This is a genomic window from Maritimibacter sp. DP1N21-5 (genome assembly GCF_019218295.1).
Lineage (GTDB): Bacteria > Pseudomonadota > Alphaproteobacteria > Rhodobacterales > Rhodobacteraceae > Maritimibacter.
Genome location: NZ_JAHUZF010000006.1, coordinates 1,151,922 through 1,167,915 on the forward strand (window position 1 = coordinate 1,151,922; position 15,994 = coordinate 1,167,915).

A 15,994-nucleotide genomic window follows, 5' to 3' on the forward strand; every position below is an offset into this window, starting at 1 on the left:
GAGAAAATATAGGATACATCCTATTCATCTGCAAGCTTCAGCCGCAGCGCCCTGCCCGTTTCGCCACGCGTCCGGTGCCGCTTTGCATCCCTGACGCGTCGCAGGTCGTGCTTGCCCCTGACGTTCGCCCCGATACAACGGGCGCAGAAGGAGCGCGCCATGAGTCAGGATCCCCTCGTCATCTTCACCCCCTCGGGCAAACGCGGACGGGTCGCCGCCGGCACGCCCGTGCTTCAGGCCGCACGCAGCCTTGGCGTCGACCTTGACAGCGTCTGTGGCGGGCGCGGCATCTGTTCGAAATGCCAGGTGTCGCCGGGTTACGGTTCCTTCCCGAAGCACGGGCTGACAGTGGCGGAAGACGCGCTGACCGAGATCAACGCCGTCGAAGAGCGTTACGACCGTATCCGGGGGCTGAAGCCCGGCCGCAGGCTTGGCTGTCAGGCCCGGATCATGGGTGACTGCGTCATCGACGTGCCGGCCGAAAGCCAGGTCCACAAACAGGTCGTGCGCAAGCGCGCCGAAGTGCGCGACATCACCCTTTCGCCCACCGTGACCCTGACCTATGTGGAAGTCGCCGAGCCCGACATGCACCACCCCTCGGGCGACGTGGAGCGGTTGTTGGCCGCCCTCGCCGCCCAGCGGGCGGACAGCGACAAGGCGGGCCTCGCGCTCGATTTCCACCTTCTGCCCCGGTTGCAGAAGATCCTGCGCGACGGAAAATGGACCGTGACGGCCGCGATCCATGACGACGGCGTGACCCCGCCCCGCGTCATCGGGCTCTGGCCCGGGTTCTTCGAGGGGCCGGTGCACGGACTGGCAGTCGATCTCGGCTCGACCACCATCGCCGGACATCTCGTCCGCATCGACACCGGAGAAGTGCTTGCCTCCTCGGGTCTCATGAACCCCCAGATCCGCTTCGGCGAGGACCTCATGAGCCGGGTGAGCTACGGCATGATGAACCCGGAGGGCGCGGCCGAAATGACCCGCGTGGTGCGCGAGGGGATCGGCACACTTGTCGACGAGCTTGTGACCGAGGCGTCCATCGACCGGTCGAGCCTTCTGGACACGACCTTCGTGATGAACCCGGTCATGCACCACCTGTTCCTGGGGCTCGATCCCTACGAGCTTGGCCAGGCGCCCTTCGCGCTCGCCACGGGCACGGCGCAGCGCCTGCTTGCCACCGACATCGGCCTGTCGGTCGCGCCTGGCACGCGCGCTTACGTGCTGCCGCTCATCGCGGGCCACGTGGGGGCCGATGCTGCCGCGGTGGCCCTGTCGGAAGCCCCCAACCTCTCGGACGACCTTGTACTCGTGGTGGATGTGGGCACCAACGCCGAGATCCTGCTTGGAGACAAGAGCGGCGTGCTCGCCTGTTCCTCGCCCACCGGCCCCGCCTTCGAGGGTGCCCAGATTTCCTCGGGCCAGCGCGCCGCGCCCGGCGCAATCGAGCGGGTGGAGATCGACCCGGTCACCAAGGAACCGCGCTTCCGCGTCATCGGCTGCGAGCTGTGGTCGGACGACCCCGAGTTCGCCGAGGCCACAGCCGGCTCCGGCATCACCGGCATCTGCGGGTCGGGGATCATCGAAGTGGTCGCCGAGATGCGCATGGCGGGCATCGTGGACGCGGGTGGGCTCATCGGCGGGCCGGAGGCCACGGGCACCGCGCGTTGCATCTCGGAAGGTCGGACTTACTCCTATCTCCTGTGGGAAGACGAGGACCGCAAGATCACCGTCACCAATGGCGATATCCGCGCGATCCAGATGGCCAAGGCGGCGCTCTATGCGGGTGCGCGCCTGCTCATGGACAAGCGCGGCGTCGATCATGTGGACCGGGTCGTGCTGGCCGGGGCCTTCGGGGCCCATATCAGCCCGAAACACGCCATGGTCCTGGGCATGATCCCGGACTGTCCGCTGGACCGCGTCACATCGGCGGGCAATGCTGCGGGCACCGGGGCGCGCATCGCGCTCCTCAACCGTGAGGCGCGCGGCGAGGTCGAGGCCCTCGTGCGCCGGATCGAGAAGATCGAGACCGCGGTCGAACCCCGGTTCCAGGAGCATTTCGTCGCTGCCACGGCCATGCCCAACGCGGCCGACCCCTTCCCGATCCTGCGCTCGGTCGTGACGCTCCCGGATGTCACCTTCAATGCCGGCCCGTCAGAAGACGGCACCCGCCGCCGGCGCCGGCGCGGCTGATGTGCTGACCCGAGGGGAGCGTCCGGCTAGATCGCGCGATGCCCCCGGACGAACCCCCTTGACGAAGCCCGCGCCGCTCCGTATCTCCGCCGTCACGCGGGTGTAGCTCAATGGTAGAGCAGGAGCTTCCCAAGCTTAAGACGAGGGTTCGATTCCCTTCACCCGCTCCAAAACGTTTCTCAAATGGTTGATTTTATGTCATATCTTAAGAGATAAGGCCCTCATCTTACGTGTGGGCAGGCGAATACCATGGACTCGGGCTGGCTAACAATTCTGAAGGCTACTTGGGGGCAATTGCTTGGACTGAGTGTTGCACTCGGCATCTTCTGGTTACTTCTGATCTTTGAGGTGCTGCCGCCAATAGACTCGCCGTGGGTGGTGTATGGATTGCCGCTAGCCTGCCTTGTTTGTGGCGGCCTCGGTCTAGCACCGTTGTTTCACCACTTGGCAGATTGGACGAAGAATGGTTTCGACAACCGTTTGAATAAGCGAAAGCGGGTCAAAGCTGTCGCCAAGAAGCAGGAAGATTTCGTCGACTACATTCAGTACATGAACCCGAGAGAGCGCGCCATCTTTGGTTATCTCTTGGAGCACAATCAAAAGAGTTTCGAGGCCGAGATGGACTGTGGGCCAGGATCTTCATTGCTGAAACGTGGATTCATACAAATGGATGCGATTTCCGGTTTGTCCTACGGTCTGAGTGAATTCCCTTTCTCGGTGCCTGACCATATTTGGGACATGCTACTGGAACACCGCTCGGCCTTCCCGGAGAATCACAAGGGCCCGGCTCTTCCTTGGTTCAGGGGTCGATATTGAGCACAGGCAGGATAGAGAGCGCAGTTCTTCTTTTTGCACAACCATTGTGTCAATTGGTGAGGAGCCGCATGGAGAAGGCAAAATACGTGAGCCGGGCGACTTCTACTATTCCAAGCCTATGTCACGAATCCCTCGCAGAAAGAGCGAATGACATTCTTGCGGCAAATCGCGTGAAGAAGGAGACCAACCATGCCGGAACACCCCGGAGGCTGCCTCTGCGGCGACGTGCGGTTCACCGCGACCGGCACGCCGCTGCGCGTCGGGCTTTGCCATTGCCTCGACTGCCGCAAACACCATGGTGCGGTGTTCTATGCCGCCGCCGTCTTTCCGTCCGAGGACGTTCCCGTCACCGGGCGGACCGCTGAGTATCACGGTCGTCACTTCTGTCCGCGCTGCGGTGGGTCGGTGTTCGCGGTCAGCGATCATGATGGCGAGATCGAGGTGCACCTTGGTGCCTTTGATGCGCCCGACCGGTTCCGCCCGGATTACGAGCTCTGGACCATCCGCCGCGAAAGCTGGCTCGCGCCCCTGCCTGGCGCGCGGCAGTACGAGCGCGACGGCGCAGCGGACGATCGCTGAACCGGAGCCAACCGGACCCGCTCAGTCGCGGTTGGCGTGGAGGTAGCTCACGAGCATGCGCGTGGAGCCGTCCTTGTCGTCCCCCGAAACCTCACCGGCGACGACCGGACCGAGCGCAAGCGCCAGTTCCTTGCCCAGTTCCACCCCCCACTGGTCGTAGGAGTTGATGCCGAGGATCACGCCCTCCACGAAGACCCGATGTTCGTAGAGCGCGATGATCCGGCCGAGAACGCGCGGCGTCAGCAGCGGATAGATCAGGGTCGTCGAGGGGCGATTGCCGGGGAACACCCGGTGGCGGGCCTGCCGCTCCAGCTCGTCGCCTTCCAGACCCTTCTCGCGCATCAGCGCACGCGCCTCGTCCAGCGACCGGCCCTTCATGAGGGCCTCGGACTGGGCGAGGCAATTGGCCACGAGAAGCTGGTGCTGGCCATCCAGGTCGGCTTCGTGGCCCCGTGCGGCGACAAGGAACTCGCAAGGCACGACCTGCGTGCCCTGGTGGATGAGCTGGTAGAACGCATGCTGGCCATTGGTGCCAGGCTCGCCCCAGACGACGGGGCCCGAGGGAACCGGCAGATCGGTGCCATCCATCGACACCGACTTTCCGTTGCTCTCCATCTCGAGCTGCTGGAGATAGGCCGGCAGACGCGACAGGCGCTGGTCATAGGGCAGCACGGCGCGGGTCGGATAGCCACAGACCTGCCGATGCCAGATCCCCACGAGCGCGAGCATGACCGGCATGTTGTCGGTGCCGGTCGTGGTCTGGAAATGGAGGTCCAGGTCGTGACCGCCCGCGAGAAACTCGCGAAACTGCTTCGCGCCGACCGCGATCATCAGCCCGAGCCCGACAGGCCCCCAGATCGAATAGCGCCCGCCGACCCAATCCTCGAAGCCGAACACACGGCTCGGGTCGATGCCCCATTCAGAGGTCTTGTCGATCGCGGAGGACACCGCCGCGAGATGCCGGCCCACCGCCTCGGCCCCGAGGGCGGACTTGAGCCACTGCCGGGCCGTTTCGGCATTGGTCATGGTTTCGATGGTAGTGAAGGTCTTCGACGCCACGATCACGAGCGTCGTCGCCGGGTCGAGCCCGTCGAGCGTGTCGTGGATATGGGCCCCGTCCACGTTGGAGACATAATGGATGCGCGGGCCGTCGTGATAGGGCGCGAGCGCGAGCGTCGCCATGGCGGGGCCAAGGTCGGAGCCCCCGATGCCGATGTTGATGACGTCGGTGAACCGGCCCCCGTTGTGCGGGCGCACGTTGCCGCGGCGCAGGCCCTCGGCGAACTCCTCCATCCGCTCGAGGGTCGCGTGAATCGCGGGCATGACCTGTTCGTCGTCGACAGATGGCCCCCGGCGGTCGGGATTGCGAAGCGCGGTGTGGAGCACGGCGCGACCCTCGGTCTCGTTGATCCGCTCACCCGCGAACATCGCCCTTGTCCGGCCCTCGACATCGCGTTCCGCTGCAAGGGCCAGCAGTTCTGCTCGGGCGCCGCCGTCCATCGCGGTCTTGGAGTAGTCAAAAAGCATATCATCGAGCCGGACCGAAAATGCCTCGGCCCGCCCGTCATCGCCGAGCAAGTCGCCGATCGAGAGGTCGCCCTGATCGGCCCGGTAGGCCTTCACCGCGTCCCACGTCATGTGATGTCCCCATTCCCTCGGCGCCCGCGCGTGGCAGGCGCGACCGCTTTCGTTTAGCCGATGATCTACGCCATCATTCGGCCCAGTGCACCACCATATCACGTAATACGGCGCTGACCGGCGCCTGGGCAGGGTCGTTCAGTTTCACTGCACGTTCAAGCGCTTCCCGCTTCGCCGCGCCGGTGATGACGAGGTGTTTCGACATTGCATCATTCAGCACGCGCGCCGTCAGCGTGATCCGGGCCTCCGGTGCGCCGGGCGCGCGCATCGGGAGCAGCGCGGGCGCATGGGGATCGAGCGCTTCGTCCAGTTTGTCCGCCCCGGGGAACAGGCTTGCAGTGTGCATGTCCTCGCCCATGCCAAGCAGCACGACGGACAGGGGAAGCACGGCTTCGACCGCCTCGGACAGCTGCGCGAGGCTGTCCTCTGGCGTCTCCGTCCCGCCATAGAGAGGCACGAGCCGGGCATCGGAGGCCTTGTCGACGAAGAATCGATCCCGCAGGAGCCGCGTGTTCGAACGCGGGCTGTCCTCGGGCACCCAGCGTTCATCGGTCAGCAGGACGTCGATCCTGTCCCAATGGAGATCGACCCCGCTCAACGTGTCGAAGATCGGGCCCGGCGTGGTTCCCCCGGGCACGGCAATCGACGCGCGATCGTCGTTCTGAAGCGCCTGCCGCAGGTCGCTCGCGATCCGGTCGGCGATGCCCATCATCATCATTTCGCGGTCGGGATACTCCCGAAAGTCATGTTTCATGTGCGCAACTCCCGCCAGCGGCGCCCGTCCCGATGCATGAGGATCAGCGCCTCTTCCGGGCCAGTGGACCCGGGTTCATAACTGTGGGGCCGGTCTTCCCGCGCTTCCCAGCTTTCGATCAGCGGGTCGGTCCAGGCCCAGGCGGCCTCGACCTCGTCACCGCGCATGAAGAGCGTCTGGTTGCCTCGGATCACGTCCATGATAAGCCGCTCATAGGCGTCCGGCACATCGGCGGCCTCCTCTCCCAGCGCCTCGGCAAAGGTCATGTCGAGCGGCACGTCGATGAGCCGCATTCCCCCGGGGCCCGGCTCCTTGATCGTCACGGTCAGATCCATGCCTTCATTGGGTTGAAGCCGGATCGTCAGCTCGTTCGCGGTCTGGCCGGTGTCTTCCTCGAAGATCGAATGCGGCGGTTCCTTGAACCGCACGACGATCTCGGACACCCGTTCCTTCATCCGCTTGCCGGTGCGCAGGTAAAAGGGCGTTCCGTTCCAGCGCCAGTTCGCGATCTCTACCTTAAGTGCGATGTAGCTCTCGGTGATCGAGCGCGGGTTCTCCACGTCGTCGATGTAGCTTTCCTTCTGGCTCTTGTATTGCCCGCGCACGATGTCGGCGGGTTCGACCGGCTGGAGCGCGCGGATGACCTTGAGCTTTTCGTCTCGCACGGCATCGGGTTCAAAGCGCGAGGGCGGCTCCATCGCGGTCAGGCACAGAAGCTGCATCAGGTGATTCTGCACCATGTCCCGCATGGCGCCCGATTTGTCATAGTATCCCCCGCGCCCGCCGACACCGACCGTCTCTGACACCGTGATCTGGATGTGATCCACGTATTGCGCATTCCAGAGCGGCTCGAACAGCATGTTGGCAAAGCGCACCGCCATCAGGTTCTGGACCGTCTCCTTTCCCAGATAGTGGTCGATCCGGTAGATCTGGGTTTCGTCGAAGTGCTCGGCCAATGTGCGGTTGAGCGCCCGTGCGGTCTCGAGGTTGTGGCCAAAGGGCTTCTCCACGACGATCCTGCTCTGGTCGTCCGCGATCTTGTGCTTGTGAAGGCGTTCGGCGATCTCGCCGAAGAGCCCCGGCCCGACCGAGAAGTAAAACGCCCGCACCACGTCCTTGCGCATGATCTTGGCCAGGTCTTTCCACCCGTCCGTGCCAAGCGCATCCACCGCCACATAGGTCAGGGTCTCGAGAAAGGCGTCGACCCGTTCCTCGTCGAACCGTTTCTTCACGAACTCCCGGATAGCCTCCTTCACGAAGGCCCGAAACTCGGTTTCGTCCATTTCGGACCGGGCGGCGCCGACGATACGGGCACCCTCGGGCATCTGCCCGTCATAAAAGCGCCGGTAAAGACCCGGAAGGATTTTGCGGCGGGCCAGATCCCCCGTTCCGCCAAAGATCACCAGATCGAAAGGCTCGACCGGAATGACGCGCGATACCATGACCGTCTCCTGTTGGCCGACCGGAGGGACAGCTGCTCTTGACCTGCCGTCGTTAGCGCTAACCGGTCGCGCCCCGTGGATAGCCTCCCTCCGCCAAGCTGTCTAGCATCCTTCGCGTCTTCACAACACCGTTCGCGCCGCTTTTCCTTGTCCGAGCTTTCGGTTAGGCCTTGATCGAAGCGGAGAGGTTACATGGATCAGCGGATCGTCCCGGCCAATCAGGGGAAATTCATCGACCCCGAGGTCACGGCAGACGGCAGCGACCGGGCAACCGTGGCTTTGACGAATCCGACGACGCTCTGGTTCAACACGGGAACGCTCTGCAACATCGCCTGTGAGAACTGCTATATCGAGAGCTCGCCGGACAACGACCGCCTTGCCTATATGACGGCCGCCGAGGTCCGTGATTTTCTTGGGCAGATCGCCGAGCGCGGCTGGCCGGTGCGCGAAATCGGCTTCACCGGCGGCGAGCCCTTCATGAACCCCGACATCATCGCCATGATGCGCGACAGCCTGTCGGCCGGGTTCGAGGTCCTCGTCCTCACCAATGCAATGCGCCCCATGCAGCGCCCGCAGGTCACGGCGCACCTGGGGCAGCTGATCAAGGGGTTTGGCGCCAGGATCACGCTGCGGGTTTCGCTCGATCATTGGACCGAAGCGGGCCACGACGCCGTGCGCGGGGCGGGAAGCTGGTCCTCGACCCTTGCCGGGACCGACTGGATCGCGGGCCAGTCCTGCACCCTCGCCGTCGCTGGCCGGGCGCGGTGGGACGAGACCGAAGACGAGGCCCGTGCCGGCTATGCGGCGCTCTTTCGAGACCGCGACTGGCCGATCGACGCGATGAATCCGGCGGAGCTCGTCCTTTTCCCCGAGATGGACCTCTCCGTCGAAGTGCCCGAGATCACGACGGCCTGCTGGGGGATCCTGAACAAATCGCCCTCGGACGTGATGTGCGCCACCTCGCGCATGGTGGTGAAACGCCGGGGCGCCCTGCCCTCGGTCACCGCCTGCACGCTCCTGCCCTACGAAGACGGCTTCGACCTCGGCCCGACGCTCGCGGACGCCGAGCGCCCGGTGGCGCTCAATCACCCGCATTGCGCGAAGTTCTGCGTTCTGGGCGGCGCGTCCTGTTCGGCCTGAGGGGCCAGGCTTCACTTAACGGCATCTCAACGATGCAGCCCTATGCCTTTGGGAATGAACCAAGGGCACCCTAGTGGCTGACAATATCTTCTGGTCGACGCTCTATCTCGGCAAGCTGGCCCAGATGGATACCGATGAGGCGTCTCTCACCGTCGAGACGGCCGCACCCCTGCTGACCACTTTTGGCGCAGGGGCCGGAAACGCACTGGCCACACGGATCGTGACCGTCAGGACGGATACCGGTTCCTTCGACAACACTGTGACGACGGACAACGACCTGCTCGCCACCGACACGGTGCATTACGACCTTGGCGCCGGCATGGTGCACACCAAGCTCGACGCCGCGCTCCTGATGAATGCCACAGTCACGTTCTATGACCAAACCTCGATCGCGCTGCAGATCGGGGTGGTGCAAACCCAGACCGGCGACACATTCGCGATCATCCGGGATACGGAACCGGAACTGGCGAGCCAGGGCATCGACCGGATCACCTTCACCTCGGTTGCCACGTCGAACTACACCGGCGTCGTGCAGGATGCCGCCGCCCGGCTTGACTATGTCTGTTTCACCTCCGGGACCCTGATCGACACGCTGTCGGGGCCGCGCCGGATGGACCGACTTCGCCCCGGCGATCTTGTGACCACGCTCGACAGCGGGCCGCAGCCGGTGGAATGGATCGGAAAACGGCGCATCCGTTTCGCGGAGCGTCCGCATCCGGCGCAACCCCTGTGCATCTCGCGCGGGGCCTTCGGGCCCGGTCTGCCGACCCGTGACCTGCTCCTGTCGCCCAATCACCGGGTGCTGGTCGCCACCTCCGGCGCCTTCGCTCTCCATGACCCCCTCGGCGCGCTCGCCCCTGTAAAGGCGCTCGCGCAGGACAGAGGCATCCGCGCCCTGCCCGGGCGTCGGGAGATTACCTATTTCTCGATGCTCCTGCCCCGGCATGAGATCGTGATCGCGAATGGCATCGCGGTGGAAAGCCTGTTTCCGGGGCCTGAAGCGTTTGGCACGCTCAGCGGCGGCGAACGCTCCGACTGGCTCCGCCTCGCCGCGCGCATGGGCCGCCTGACAGGCACACCGCCGGCGCGGCTCATGCTCTCTGTGGCCGAAACACGGGCCGCCCGGCAGGCAGGGCTTCTGTCCCTGCCGGGGACGAAACCCGTGCCCCTCGGCTGGTCGGCCACCCGCCACGCCCCGCGCCAGATGCCCGAACACCTCGAGGCACGAGAGCGGCGCGCGTGAGCGTCACTCTTCCAGTTCGGCGTCCCAGTAGAGGAAGTCCATCCAGCTATCGTGCAGGAAGTTCGGCGGAAAGCGCCGGCCCATGTTGCGCAGCTCTTCCGCCCCGGGCTGGCGTGGCGGTTTGCGCAGGGCGAGGCCTGACTGATGCAGGGGCCGCGACCCTTTCTTCAGATTGCACCGGGAACAGGCCGCCACGACGTTTTCCCACGATGTGATTCCGCCCCGCGCCCGTGGCACGACGTGATCGAAGGTCAGATCGCCCTTCGATCCGCAGTACTGGCAGCAGAACTCGTCCCTCAAGAAAAGATTAAAGCGCGTGAAGGCCACGCGCTTTTGAGGTTTGACGTAATCTTTCAGCACCACCACCGAGGGGATCCTGATCTCCATACTGGGGCTTCGGACCGTCTCTTCGTATTCGGCGATGATGTTCACCCTGTCCAGAAACACCGCCTTCACCGCCTCCTGCCACGGCCACAGCGACAGTGGATAATAGGATAACGGTCGATAATCCGCATTCAGCACCAGCGCGGGATGCGACCGCGGGTTGCTGTGGTCTCTGACAAAACTCGTCCTGAAATCGCCGTCCATTCTTAGTGACTCCGCTCTCGCCCTGTGCCCCGGATATTTCGCCTTGGTTGCAGGGCGGGAGCCCCCGCCCCGTCATGTCCTAACTTGGACTATATCTGGGTTCGGAAACCTGACAAGCCCCATGATCTGGGCGCAGTCTGACCGGACCTCATGTCAGCCATGTGACAGGCCAGCGGCGCAGCGAGATGTCGGCTAAATGCATAGAAAACAGGCACAATCGGAGCGTGCCCATCCGAGGACGTCACCCCCGGTCGAGCGGGACCCCCAAACGTTCGGCCATGAAAGACAGCGCCGCCCCCAGCCCGTCAGGGGCGATTCCATGTCCGGTGCCTTCCTGAACATGGCCATAGACGGTGAAGCCCGCGTCCTGAAGGATCGCGCCCGCTTCGTGGAAGTGATTGAAGGGCACCATTTCATCCGCCGTCCCGTGGATCAGGAGCACCGGCAGGCGCACCTTCACATGCTCGGCAAAATGCTCCGGGTCGAGCAGGCGACCGGAAAAGGCGACGAGACCGGCAATCGGCGCGTCACGCTGCGGCAGGGTTTGCAGGGACATCATGGTGCCTTGCGAAAACCCGACGACGACGAGTTGTTCGGGCCCGATTTCCTCGGCCTGCATCACGATGTCAAGAAAGGCGTCGATATCCTCCTGCGCCGCAGCCGCTCCGGCCTCGGCCGCCTCCTGTGACGAGCCGTCGAGCCAGGGAATCGGGAACCACTGGAAGCCAAAGGGGTTGCCCGCGCATTTCTCGGGCGCGTCAGGGGCATAGAAAGTCGTGTCAGGCAAATGGGGCGCAAGCGGTTCGGCAAGACCCAGAAGATCCGCGCCATCGGCCCCGTAGCCATGCAGGAACACCACGACCGAGGTGGTGGTGCCGGAAGCCGCTTCCCGTTTCTTGAACTGCAATTCGCGCGCCATCACCGCACCCCTTCCCGTTGTTTGACCACCCGGTAATAGGACCACAGGAGCCGCGCCGCAACGGCCCGCCACGGCGACCAATCCTGCGCCATGATGCGCAGTTGGCGCTCGCCCGGACGTTCCGGCAGGTTGAACAACACCCGCGCCGCCTCCTGCAAGGCGAGGTCGCCAGGGGCGAAGACGTCTGCCCGACCCAACGAGAACATCGCATAGATTTCCGCAGTCCAGCGCCCGATCCCCGGCAGCGCGACCAGCCGCGCGATCACGGATTCGTCGGGCAGGTCCGACAGCGCGTCGAAGTTCAGTCCGGACTCGGCAAGTGCGAGGGCATAGCGGATCTTCTGGCGCGACAGCCCGACCGCGCGCAGCCCCTCCTCGCCCGCTCGCGCCACAGGTCCCGGTGAGACCAGCCCCGCCGCCTCCATCCGCGCCCAGATTGCAGCGGCCGAGGCGGTGGAAACCTGCTGGCTCACGATGGCCGACAGAAGCTCGGCAAAGCCCTCGGGCTTGCGACGCAGGGGAAGCGCGCCGGTTTTGACAAGCGCCGCCGCGAAACGCGGCTCTCGGGCGGCGAGCCAGGCAGCGCCCTCTTCCACGCAGCCCGGTCCCTCGATGATGCGGCCGACGCTCACAACCGGTCCACCCAGTCGATCGCCTGCTCCAAGGTCTCGACCACCTCACCAGCAGGGGGCGGTGGCCGAGAGATCATGATCACGGGAAGGCCCAACTGCCGCGCTGCGACGAGCTTGGCTTCGCCCCCCGTGCCGCCAGCGTTCTTCGTGACCAGGAGGGTCACCCCTTCCTCACGGAAGGTCTCGATCTCGTCACCCGCGTCGAAAGGCGGCCGCCCGACGAGCCAGTTACCGACCATCCAGGGAAATGGCTGATCCGTCGGGTCGATCCGGCGACACAGAATCCGGCGCGCGTCGAGCGGGCCGATGGCGTCGAGAGACCCGGGTCCGGTCGCCAGAAACACGACGTCATCCTGCTTGACGTGATCGCCCACTCGGGCCGCGCTTTCCACCTCCTGCCAATCGTCGCCGGGTCCGGGTTGCCAGGGCGGCCTCAGGAGGACCAGACGCGGCAGGCCGAGGGACCGACAAATCTCCGCTGTGCGCTCGGTAATCCGCGCCGCGAATGGATGCGTCGCATCAATGACGGCGTCGAAGCCCATACCTTGCATGAATTTTTTCTGAGCCTCACGACTACCGAAGCCGCCCGTCCGCAGGTTTCCCTGCAGCGGAAGCGGGCTGCGCGTGGCGCCGGCCAGCGACACGGTGAGGTCGATGCGACCGTCGCGGTCGAGCCGAGCGGCGAGCGCCCGCGCTTCGGTGGTGCCGGCCAGAAGCAGGATCTTCATGGCCCGGCCCGCCCGATGACCGCGCCCGCCCGGTCCACGATGACGACGTCGAACCGGGTGTCCTTCCCGAAGCGGTCCCGGATCTGGTCCAAGGCCCGCCGCGCGACGATGTCCGGCAGTTTTTCGCCTGCGAACTCATAGGCTTCCAGAGCCGAGTTCATCTTCTTTATCCGCGGCTCCTCCAGCCAGTCCGCCAAGGCGCCCATATCGACCTGCGCGCGTTTTGAATGCAGGTCCCAGGCGCCCTGGGCGAGCTTCGTGATCTTGCCGATCCCGCCCCCGACGGTCACGCGGTCGACCGGATGCGTGGACAGATACTTGAGCATCCCCCCCACGAAATCCCCCATGTCGAGCATCGCCCCCTCGGGCAGACCGTAGAGCGCGCGCACGGCCCGCTCGCTCGTGGCACCCGTGCAGCCCGCGACATGAGTCAGACCTTCGGCCCGCGCCACGTCGATCCCGCGATGGATGGAGGCGATCCAGGCCGCGCAGGAAAACGGCCGCACGATTCCCGTGGTGCCAAGGACAGACAGACCGCCCTCGATCCCGAGCCGGGGATTCCAGGTCTTGGCCGCAATCGCCTCGCCACCCGGAATGGAGACCGTGATCAGAACGTCTGGCGACTGGCCGAAACGCGCGGCCAGCTCGGCCACCTGCGCCGCCATCATCTCACGCGGAACCGGGTTGATCGCGGGCTCGCCCGGCGCGATCGGCAGGCCGGGCTTCGTCACGATGCCCACACCGGGACCGGCCTCAAAACGCACGCCGGTGCCGCCGGGCGTCACGCGCGCCACGATCAGCGCGCCGTGAGTCACGTCTGGGTCGTCGCCCGCGTCCTTGGTGATGCCCACTTCGGCCCAGCCCTCGCCCTCCGCGACATGGGCGAGCGGGAAGGTCGGCGTCTCGCCCCTCGGAAGGGTGATGGTCACGTCATCCGGCCAGGCCCCGCCCCAAAGACGCAAGAGCGCCGCCCGCACGGCGGCGGTGGCGCAGGCGCCCGTGGTCCAGCCCCGGCGCAACTCTCGGACAGATGTGTCGTTCATCGCCGCGACTATGGCCGCGCGGGCGTGAAAAGAACAGGGGGACTACCGAGGTTCAGAGCGATGGTCGCAGGCAGCCGGCCATGGTCGCAACCGGCCTTTCCGAGTGACCGGCAAGGGTGCATAACGGCCCCATGACGACACAGACCTTCTCCCTTCCCCCCGGCGACTGGCCCCTCATGGAGCCCGGCTGGGTTTGGCTCTGCGGTGCCGGTCCCGGTGATCCCGGCCTTCTTTCGCTGCACGCGCTCAATGCACTCGGACAGGCCGACGTCATCGTTCACGACGCGCTGGTGGATCCCCGCATCCTCGACTGGGCACCCGAGGGGACCGAACGCATCCACGCCGGGAAACGCGGCGGCAAGCCATCGGCCAAACAGCGCGACATTTCGCTTCAGCTGGTCGACCTCGCCCGCGCGGGCAAGCGGGTCTTGCGCCTGAAGGGGGGCGATCCCTTCGTCTTCGGGCGCGGCGGCGAAGAAGGCCAGACCCTTGTTCAGCACGGAGTTCCGATCCGCATCATTCCGGGCATCACGGCGGGCATCGGCGGGCTGGCCTATGCGGGCATCCCCGTCACGCATCGCGACGTCAATCAGGCCGTCACCTTCGTGACGGGGCACGACCGTTCGGGTGCGACAACTCGAGTCGATTGGGCCTCGGTCGCGCGCGGGTCGCAGGTGATCGTGATCTACATGGGCATGTCGAACCTTGCCGAGATCTGCGCGGACATCATGGCCGCCGGGCGCGCAGGCGATGAACCGGTCGCCATCGTGGCCCATGCCACGCTGCCCGAACAACAGGTGCTCGAAACCACCCTCGCCCAAGCGTCGCTGGATGCCGAGAAGGCCCATCTCGCGGCGCCGGCGGTCATCTGCATCGGGCGCGCCGCGCTTCTGCGGCAGGCGCTCGACTGGCAGTCCCTTGCCATGGGACGCGCACCGAGGGACCTCGACCCCCTGCGAATTGGCCGTCCGGCGGAAGAGGGATGACCCTCTCCGCGACGAACCGGGGCCTGATCCTCGCCGCACCCGCCTCGGGAAGCGGCAAGACGACGCTCAACCTTGGGATTCTGCGCGCGCTGTCGCGTCAGGGGGCGCCGGTGCGCGGTGCGAAATTCGGACCCGACTACATCGACCCCCGGTTTCACGAGGCCGCCTCCGGGCAACCCTCGGTGAACCTCGATGCCTGGGCCATGACGAAACGCCAGATCCGCAGCCTCGCCCATGGTGACGGGCTTCTGATCGTGGAAGGCGCGATGGGATTGTTCGACGGGGCACCGGATGGCGACGGGGCGACGGCAGACCTCGCCCGGATCCTCGACCTTCCGGTGATCCTCGTGGTCGATGCGGCCCGGATGTCCCAATCGGTCGCCGCCGTGGTGCGCGGCTTCGCGACCCACGATCCGGAGGTCCGCGTGGCCGGGGTGATCCTGAACCGGGTCGGCAGTGCCCGTCACGAGGCCATGCTGCGCCGCGCGCTTGGCCCCCTGGGGCTCCCGGTGCTTGGCACGCTCTACCGCGACGCGGCACTTGCGCTCCCGGACCGCCACCTGGGCCTCGTGCAGGCCGGCGAACACCCGGACATCGCGACGTTTCTGGACAGTGCCGCCGACCTTGTGGCCGCCGGGATCGACCTCGACGCGCTCGTCGCTCTCGCCCGGCCCGTCGCCTCGGTTGCGCCGGGGCCGGTCCAGCCCAGACCGCGACGCATCGCCATTGCGCGCGACACGGCGTTTTCCTTCTCCTATCCGCACCAGCGCGCCGCCTGGGTGGCGGAGGGCGCGACGCTCCTGCCGTTTTCCCCGCTTGCCGACGAGGCGGTGCCCGATGCGGACTTCGTCTACCTTCCCGGCGGTTATCCTGAGCTTCACGCAGGCCGGATCGCGGCCAACACGCGCTTCCTCTCATCGCTCCGGGAGGCCGCGACCGAGGCCGACATCTATGGCGAGTGCGGCGGCTACATGGTGCTGGGCGAATGGCTCACCGATGCCGCAGGCACCCGACACCGCATGGCCGGGCTTCTGGGGCTCTCCACCTCCTTCGAGACGCGCAAGCTCCATCTGGGCTATCGAAACCTGACAAGCCACTGGCCCGGCCTGCCCGGTCGCCACAAGGCGCATGAATTCCACTATGCCACCACGATCAGCGCCCAAGGCACGCCGCTCTTCGATGCGACCGACGCTCTTGGCGAAGCGCTCGATCCCATGGGCCTGATCGAGGGGCGGGTCGCCGGGTCCTTCGCCCATCTCATACCATGACCCCTTTTCCCGGGCGCTCTGAACA

General features: G+C 65.7%; 15 protein-coding genes and 1 tRNA gene. 8 read left to right on the forward strand and 8 right to left on the reverse strand.

The features are described from left to right. The first annotated feature begins 159 nt into the window (after nucleotides 1-159). From KJP29_RS13320 to KJP29_RS13335, 4 genes are all read left to right on the forward strand, one after another. Nucleotides 160-2,193, forward strand: a complete 2,034-nt coding sequence (locus KJP29_RS13320) for an ASKHA domain-containing protein (RefSeq protein ID WP_218464022.1) — start codon at nucleotides 160-162, stop codon at nucleotides 2,191-2,193. Nucleotides 2,194-2,289: 96 nt separating this feature from the next. After that, nucleotides 2,290-2,363: transfer RNA gene (locus tag KJP29_RS13325), tRNA-Gly, on the forward strand. A 79-nt stretch (nucleotides 2,364-2,442) separates the two neighbouring features. Then, nucleotides 2,443-3,009, forward strand: coding sequence for a superinfection exclusion B family protein (locus KJP29_RS13330; RefSeq protein ID WP_218464023.1), 567 nt, complete (start codon nucleotides 2,443-2,445; stop codon nucleotides 3,007-3,009). Nucleotides 3,010-3,198: 189 nt separating this feature from the next. After that, nucleotides 3,199-3,588 (forward strand): GFA family protein, encoded by a 390-nt coding sequence (locus tag KJP29_RS13335; RefSeq protein WP_218464024.1) that lies wholly within the window; start codon nucleotides 3,199-3,201, stop codon nucleotides 3,586-3,588. A gap of 21 nt (nucleotides 3,589-3,609) precedes the next feature. On the opposite strand, the gene pgi is transcribed toward KJP29_RS13335, so the two are convergent. The 3 genes from pgi to zwf all read right to left on the reverse strand — a co-directional run bounded on the left by pgi (nucleotide 3,610) and on the right by zwf (nucleotide 7,422). Next, nucleotides 3,610-5,226: a glucose-6-phosphate isomerase gene (pgi, locus tag KJP29_RS13340; RefSeq protein ID WP_218464025.1), complete on the reverse strand. Its 1,617-nt coding sequence runs from the start codon at nucleotides 5,224-5,226 to the stop codon at nucleotides 3,610-3,612. Between the two features lie 73 nt (nucleotides 5,227-5,299). Continuing rightward, nucleotides 5,300-5,980, reverse strand: coding sequence for a 6-phosphogluconolactonase (gene pgl / locus KJP29_RS13345; RefSeq protein WP_218464026.1), 681 nt, complete (start codon nucleotides 5,978-5,980; stop codon nucleotides 5,300-5,302). Beyond that, complete coding sequence (gene zwf / locus KJP29_RS13350) at nucleotides 5,977-7,422, reverse strand: glucose-6-phosphate dehydrogenase (protein WP_218464027.1); 1,446 nt, start codon at nucleotides 7,420-7,422, stop codon at nucleotides 5,977-5,979. Before zwf ends, pgl begins: the two co-directional genes overlap by 4 nt. A gap of 192 nt (nucleotides 7,423-7,614) precedes the next feature. Here zwf and KJP29_RS13355 point away from each other — a divergent pair, with 192 nt between their 5' ends. Together KJP29_RS13355 and KJP29_RS13360 are read left to right on the forward strand one after the other, a co-directional pair. Further along, nucleotides 7,615-8,562 (forward strand): radical SAM protein, encoded by a 948-nt coding sequence (locus KJP29_RS13355; RefSeq protein WP_218464028.1) that lies wholly within the window; start codon nucleotides 7,615-7,617, stop codon nucleotides 8,560-8,562. 73 nt (nucleotides 8,563-8,635) lie between these two features. After that, nucleotides 8,636-9,805 carry a Hint domain-containing protein gene (locus KJP29_RS13360; RefSeq protein WP_218464029.1) on the forward strand — a complete coding sequence of 390 codons (1,170 nt, stop codon included), beginning with the start codon at nucleotides 8,636-8,638 and terminating at the stop codon, nucleotides 9,803-9,805. 3 nt (nucleotides 9,806-9,808) lie between these two features. Here KJP29_RS13360 and KJP29_RS13365 read toward each other — a convergent pair whose 3' ends face one another. The 5 genes from KJP29_RS13365 to KJP29_RS13385 all read right to left on the reverse strand — a co-directional run bounded on the left by KJP29_RS13365 (nucleotide 9,809) and on the right by KJP29_RS13385 (nucleotide 13,715). After that, the gene (locus KJP29_RS13365) at nucleotides 9,809-10,393 is read right to left on the reverse strand and encodes an HNH endonuclease (RefSeq protein WP_218464030.1); all 585 of its coding nucleotides are present in this window, start codon (nucleotides 10,391-10,393) and stop codon (nucleotides 9,809-9,811) included. 241 nt (nucleotides 10,394-10,634) lie between these two features. Continuing rightward, entirely contained in the window at nucleotides 10,635-11,312 is a 678-nt protein-coding gene (locus KJP29_RS13370) for an alpha/beta hydrolase (RefSeq protein WP_218464031.1), read from the reverse strand. Next, nucleotides 11,312-11,944, reverse strand: a complete 633-nt coding sequence (locus KJP29_RS13375) for a DNA-3-methyladenine glycosylase 2 family protein (RefSeq protein ID WP_218464032.1) — start codon at nucleotides 11,942-11,944, stop codon at nucleotides 11,312-11,314. Before KJP29_RS13375 ends, KJP29_RS13370 begins: the two co-directional genes overlap by 1 nt. After that, nucleotides 11,941-12,672, reverse strand: a complete 732-nt coding sequence (locus KJP29_RS13380) for a cobalt-precorrin-6A reductase (protein ID WP_218464033.1) — start codon at nucleotides 12,670-12,672, stop codon at nucleotides 11,941-11,943. The genes KJP29_RS13375 and KJP29_RS13380 overlap by 4 nt, the downstream gene beginning before the upstream one ends. After that, nucleotides 12,669-13,715 (reverse strand): cobalt-precorrin-5B (C(1))-methyltransferase, encoded by a 1,047-nt coding sequence (locus KJP29_RS13385; RefSeq protein ID WP_218464034.1) that lies wholly within the window; start codon nucleotides 13,713-13,715, stop codon nucleotides 12,669-12,671. The genes KJP29_RS13380 and KJP29_RS13385 overlap by 4 nt, the downstream gene beginning before the upstream one ends. Before the next feature lie 131 nt (nucleotides 13,716-13,846). Between KJP29_RS13385 and cobA the strand changes: the two genes are divergently transcribed. Continuing rightward, nucleotides 13,847-14,701, forward strand: a complete 855-nt coding sequence (gene cobA / locus KJP29_RS13390; protein ID WP_218464035.1) for a uroporphyrinogen-III C-methyltransferase — start codon at nucleotides 13,847-13,849, stop codon at nucleotides 14,699-14,701. Continuing rightward, nucleotides 14,698-15,969: a cobyrinate a,c-diamide synthase gene (locus KJP29_RS13395; protein ID WP_218464036.1), complete on the forward strand. Its 1,272-nt coding sequence runs from the start codon at nucleotides 14,698-14,700 to the stop codon at nucleotides 15,967-15,969. The genes cobA and KJP29_RS13395 overlap by 4 nt, the downstream gene beginning before the upstream one ends. Nucleotides 15,970-15,994 lie beyond the last annotated feature (25 nt).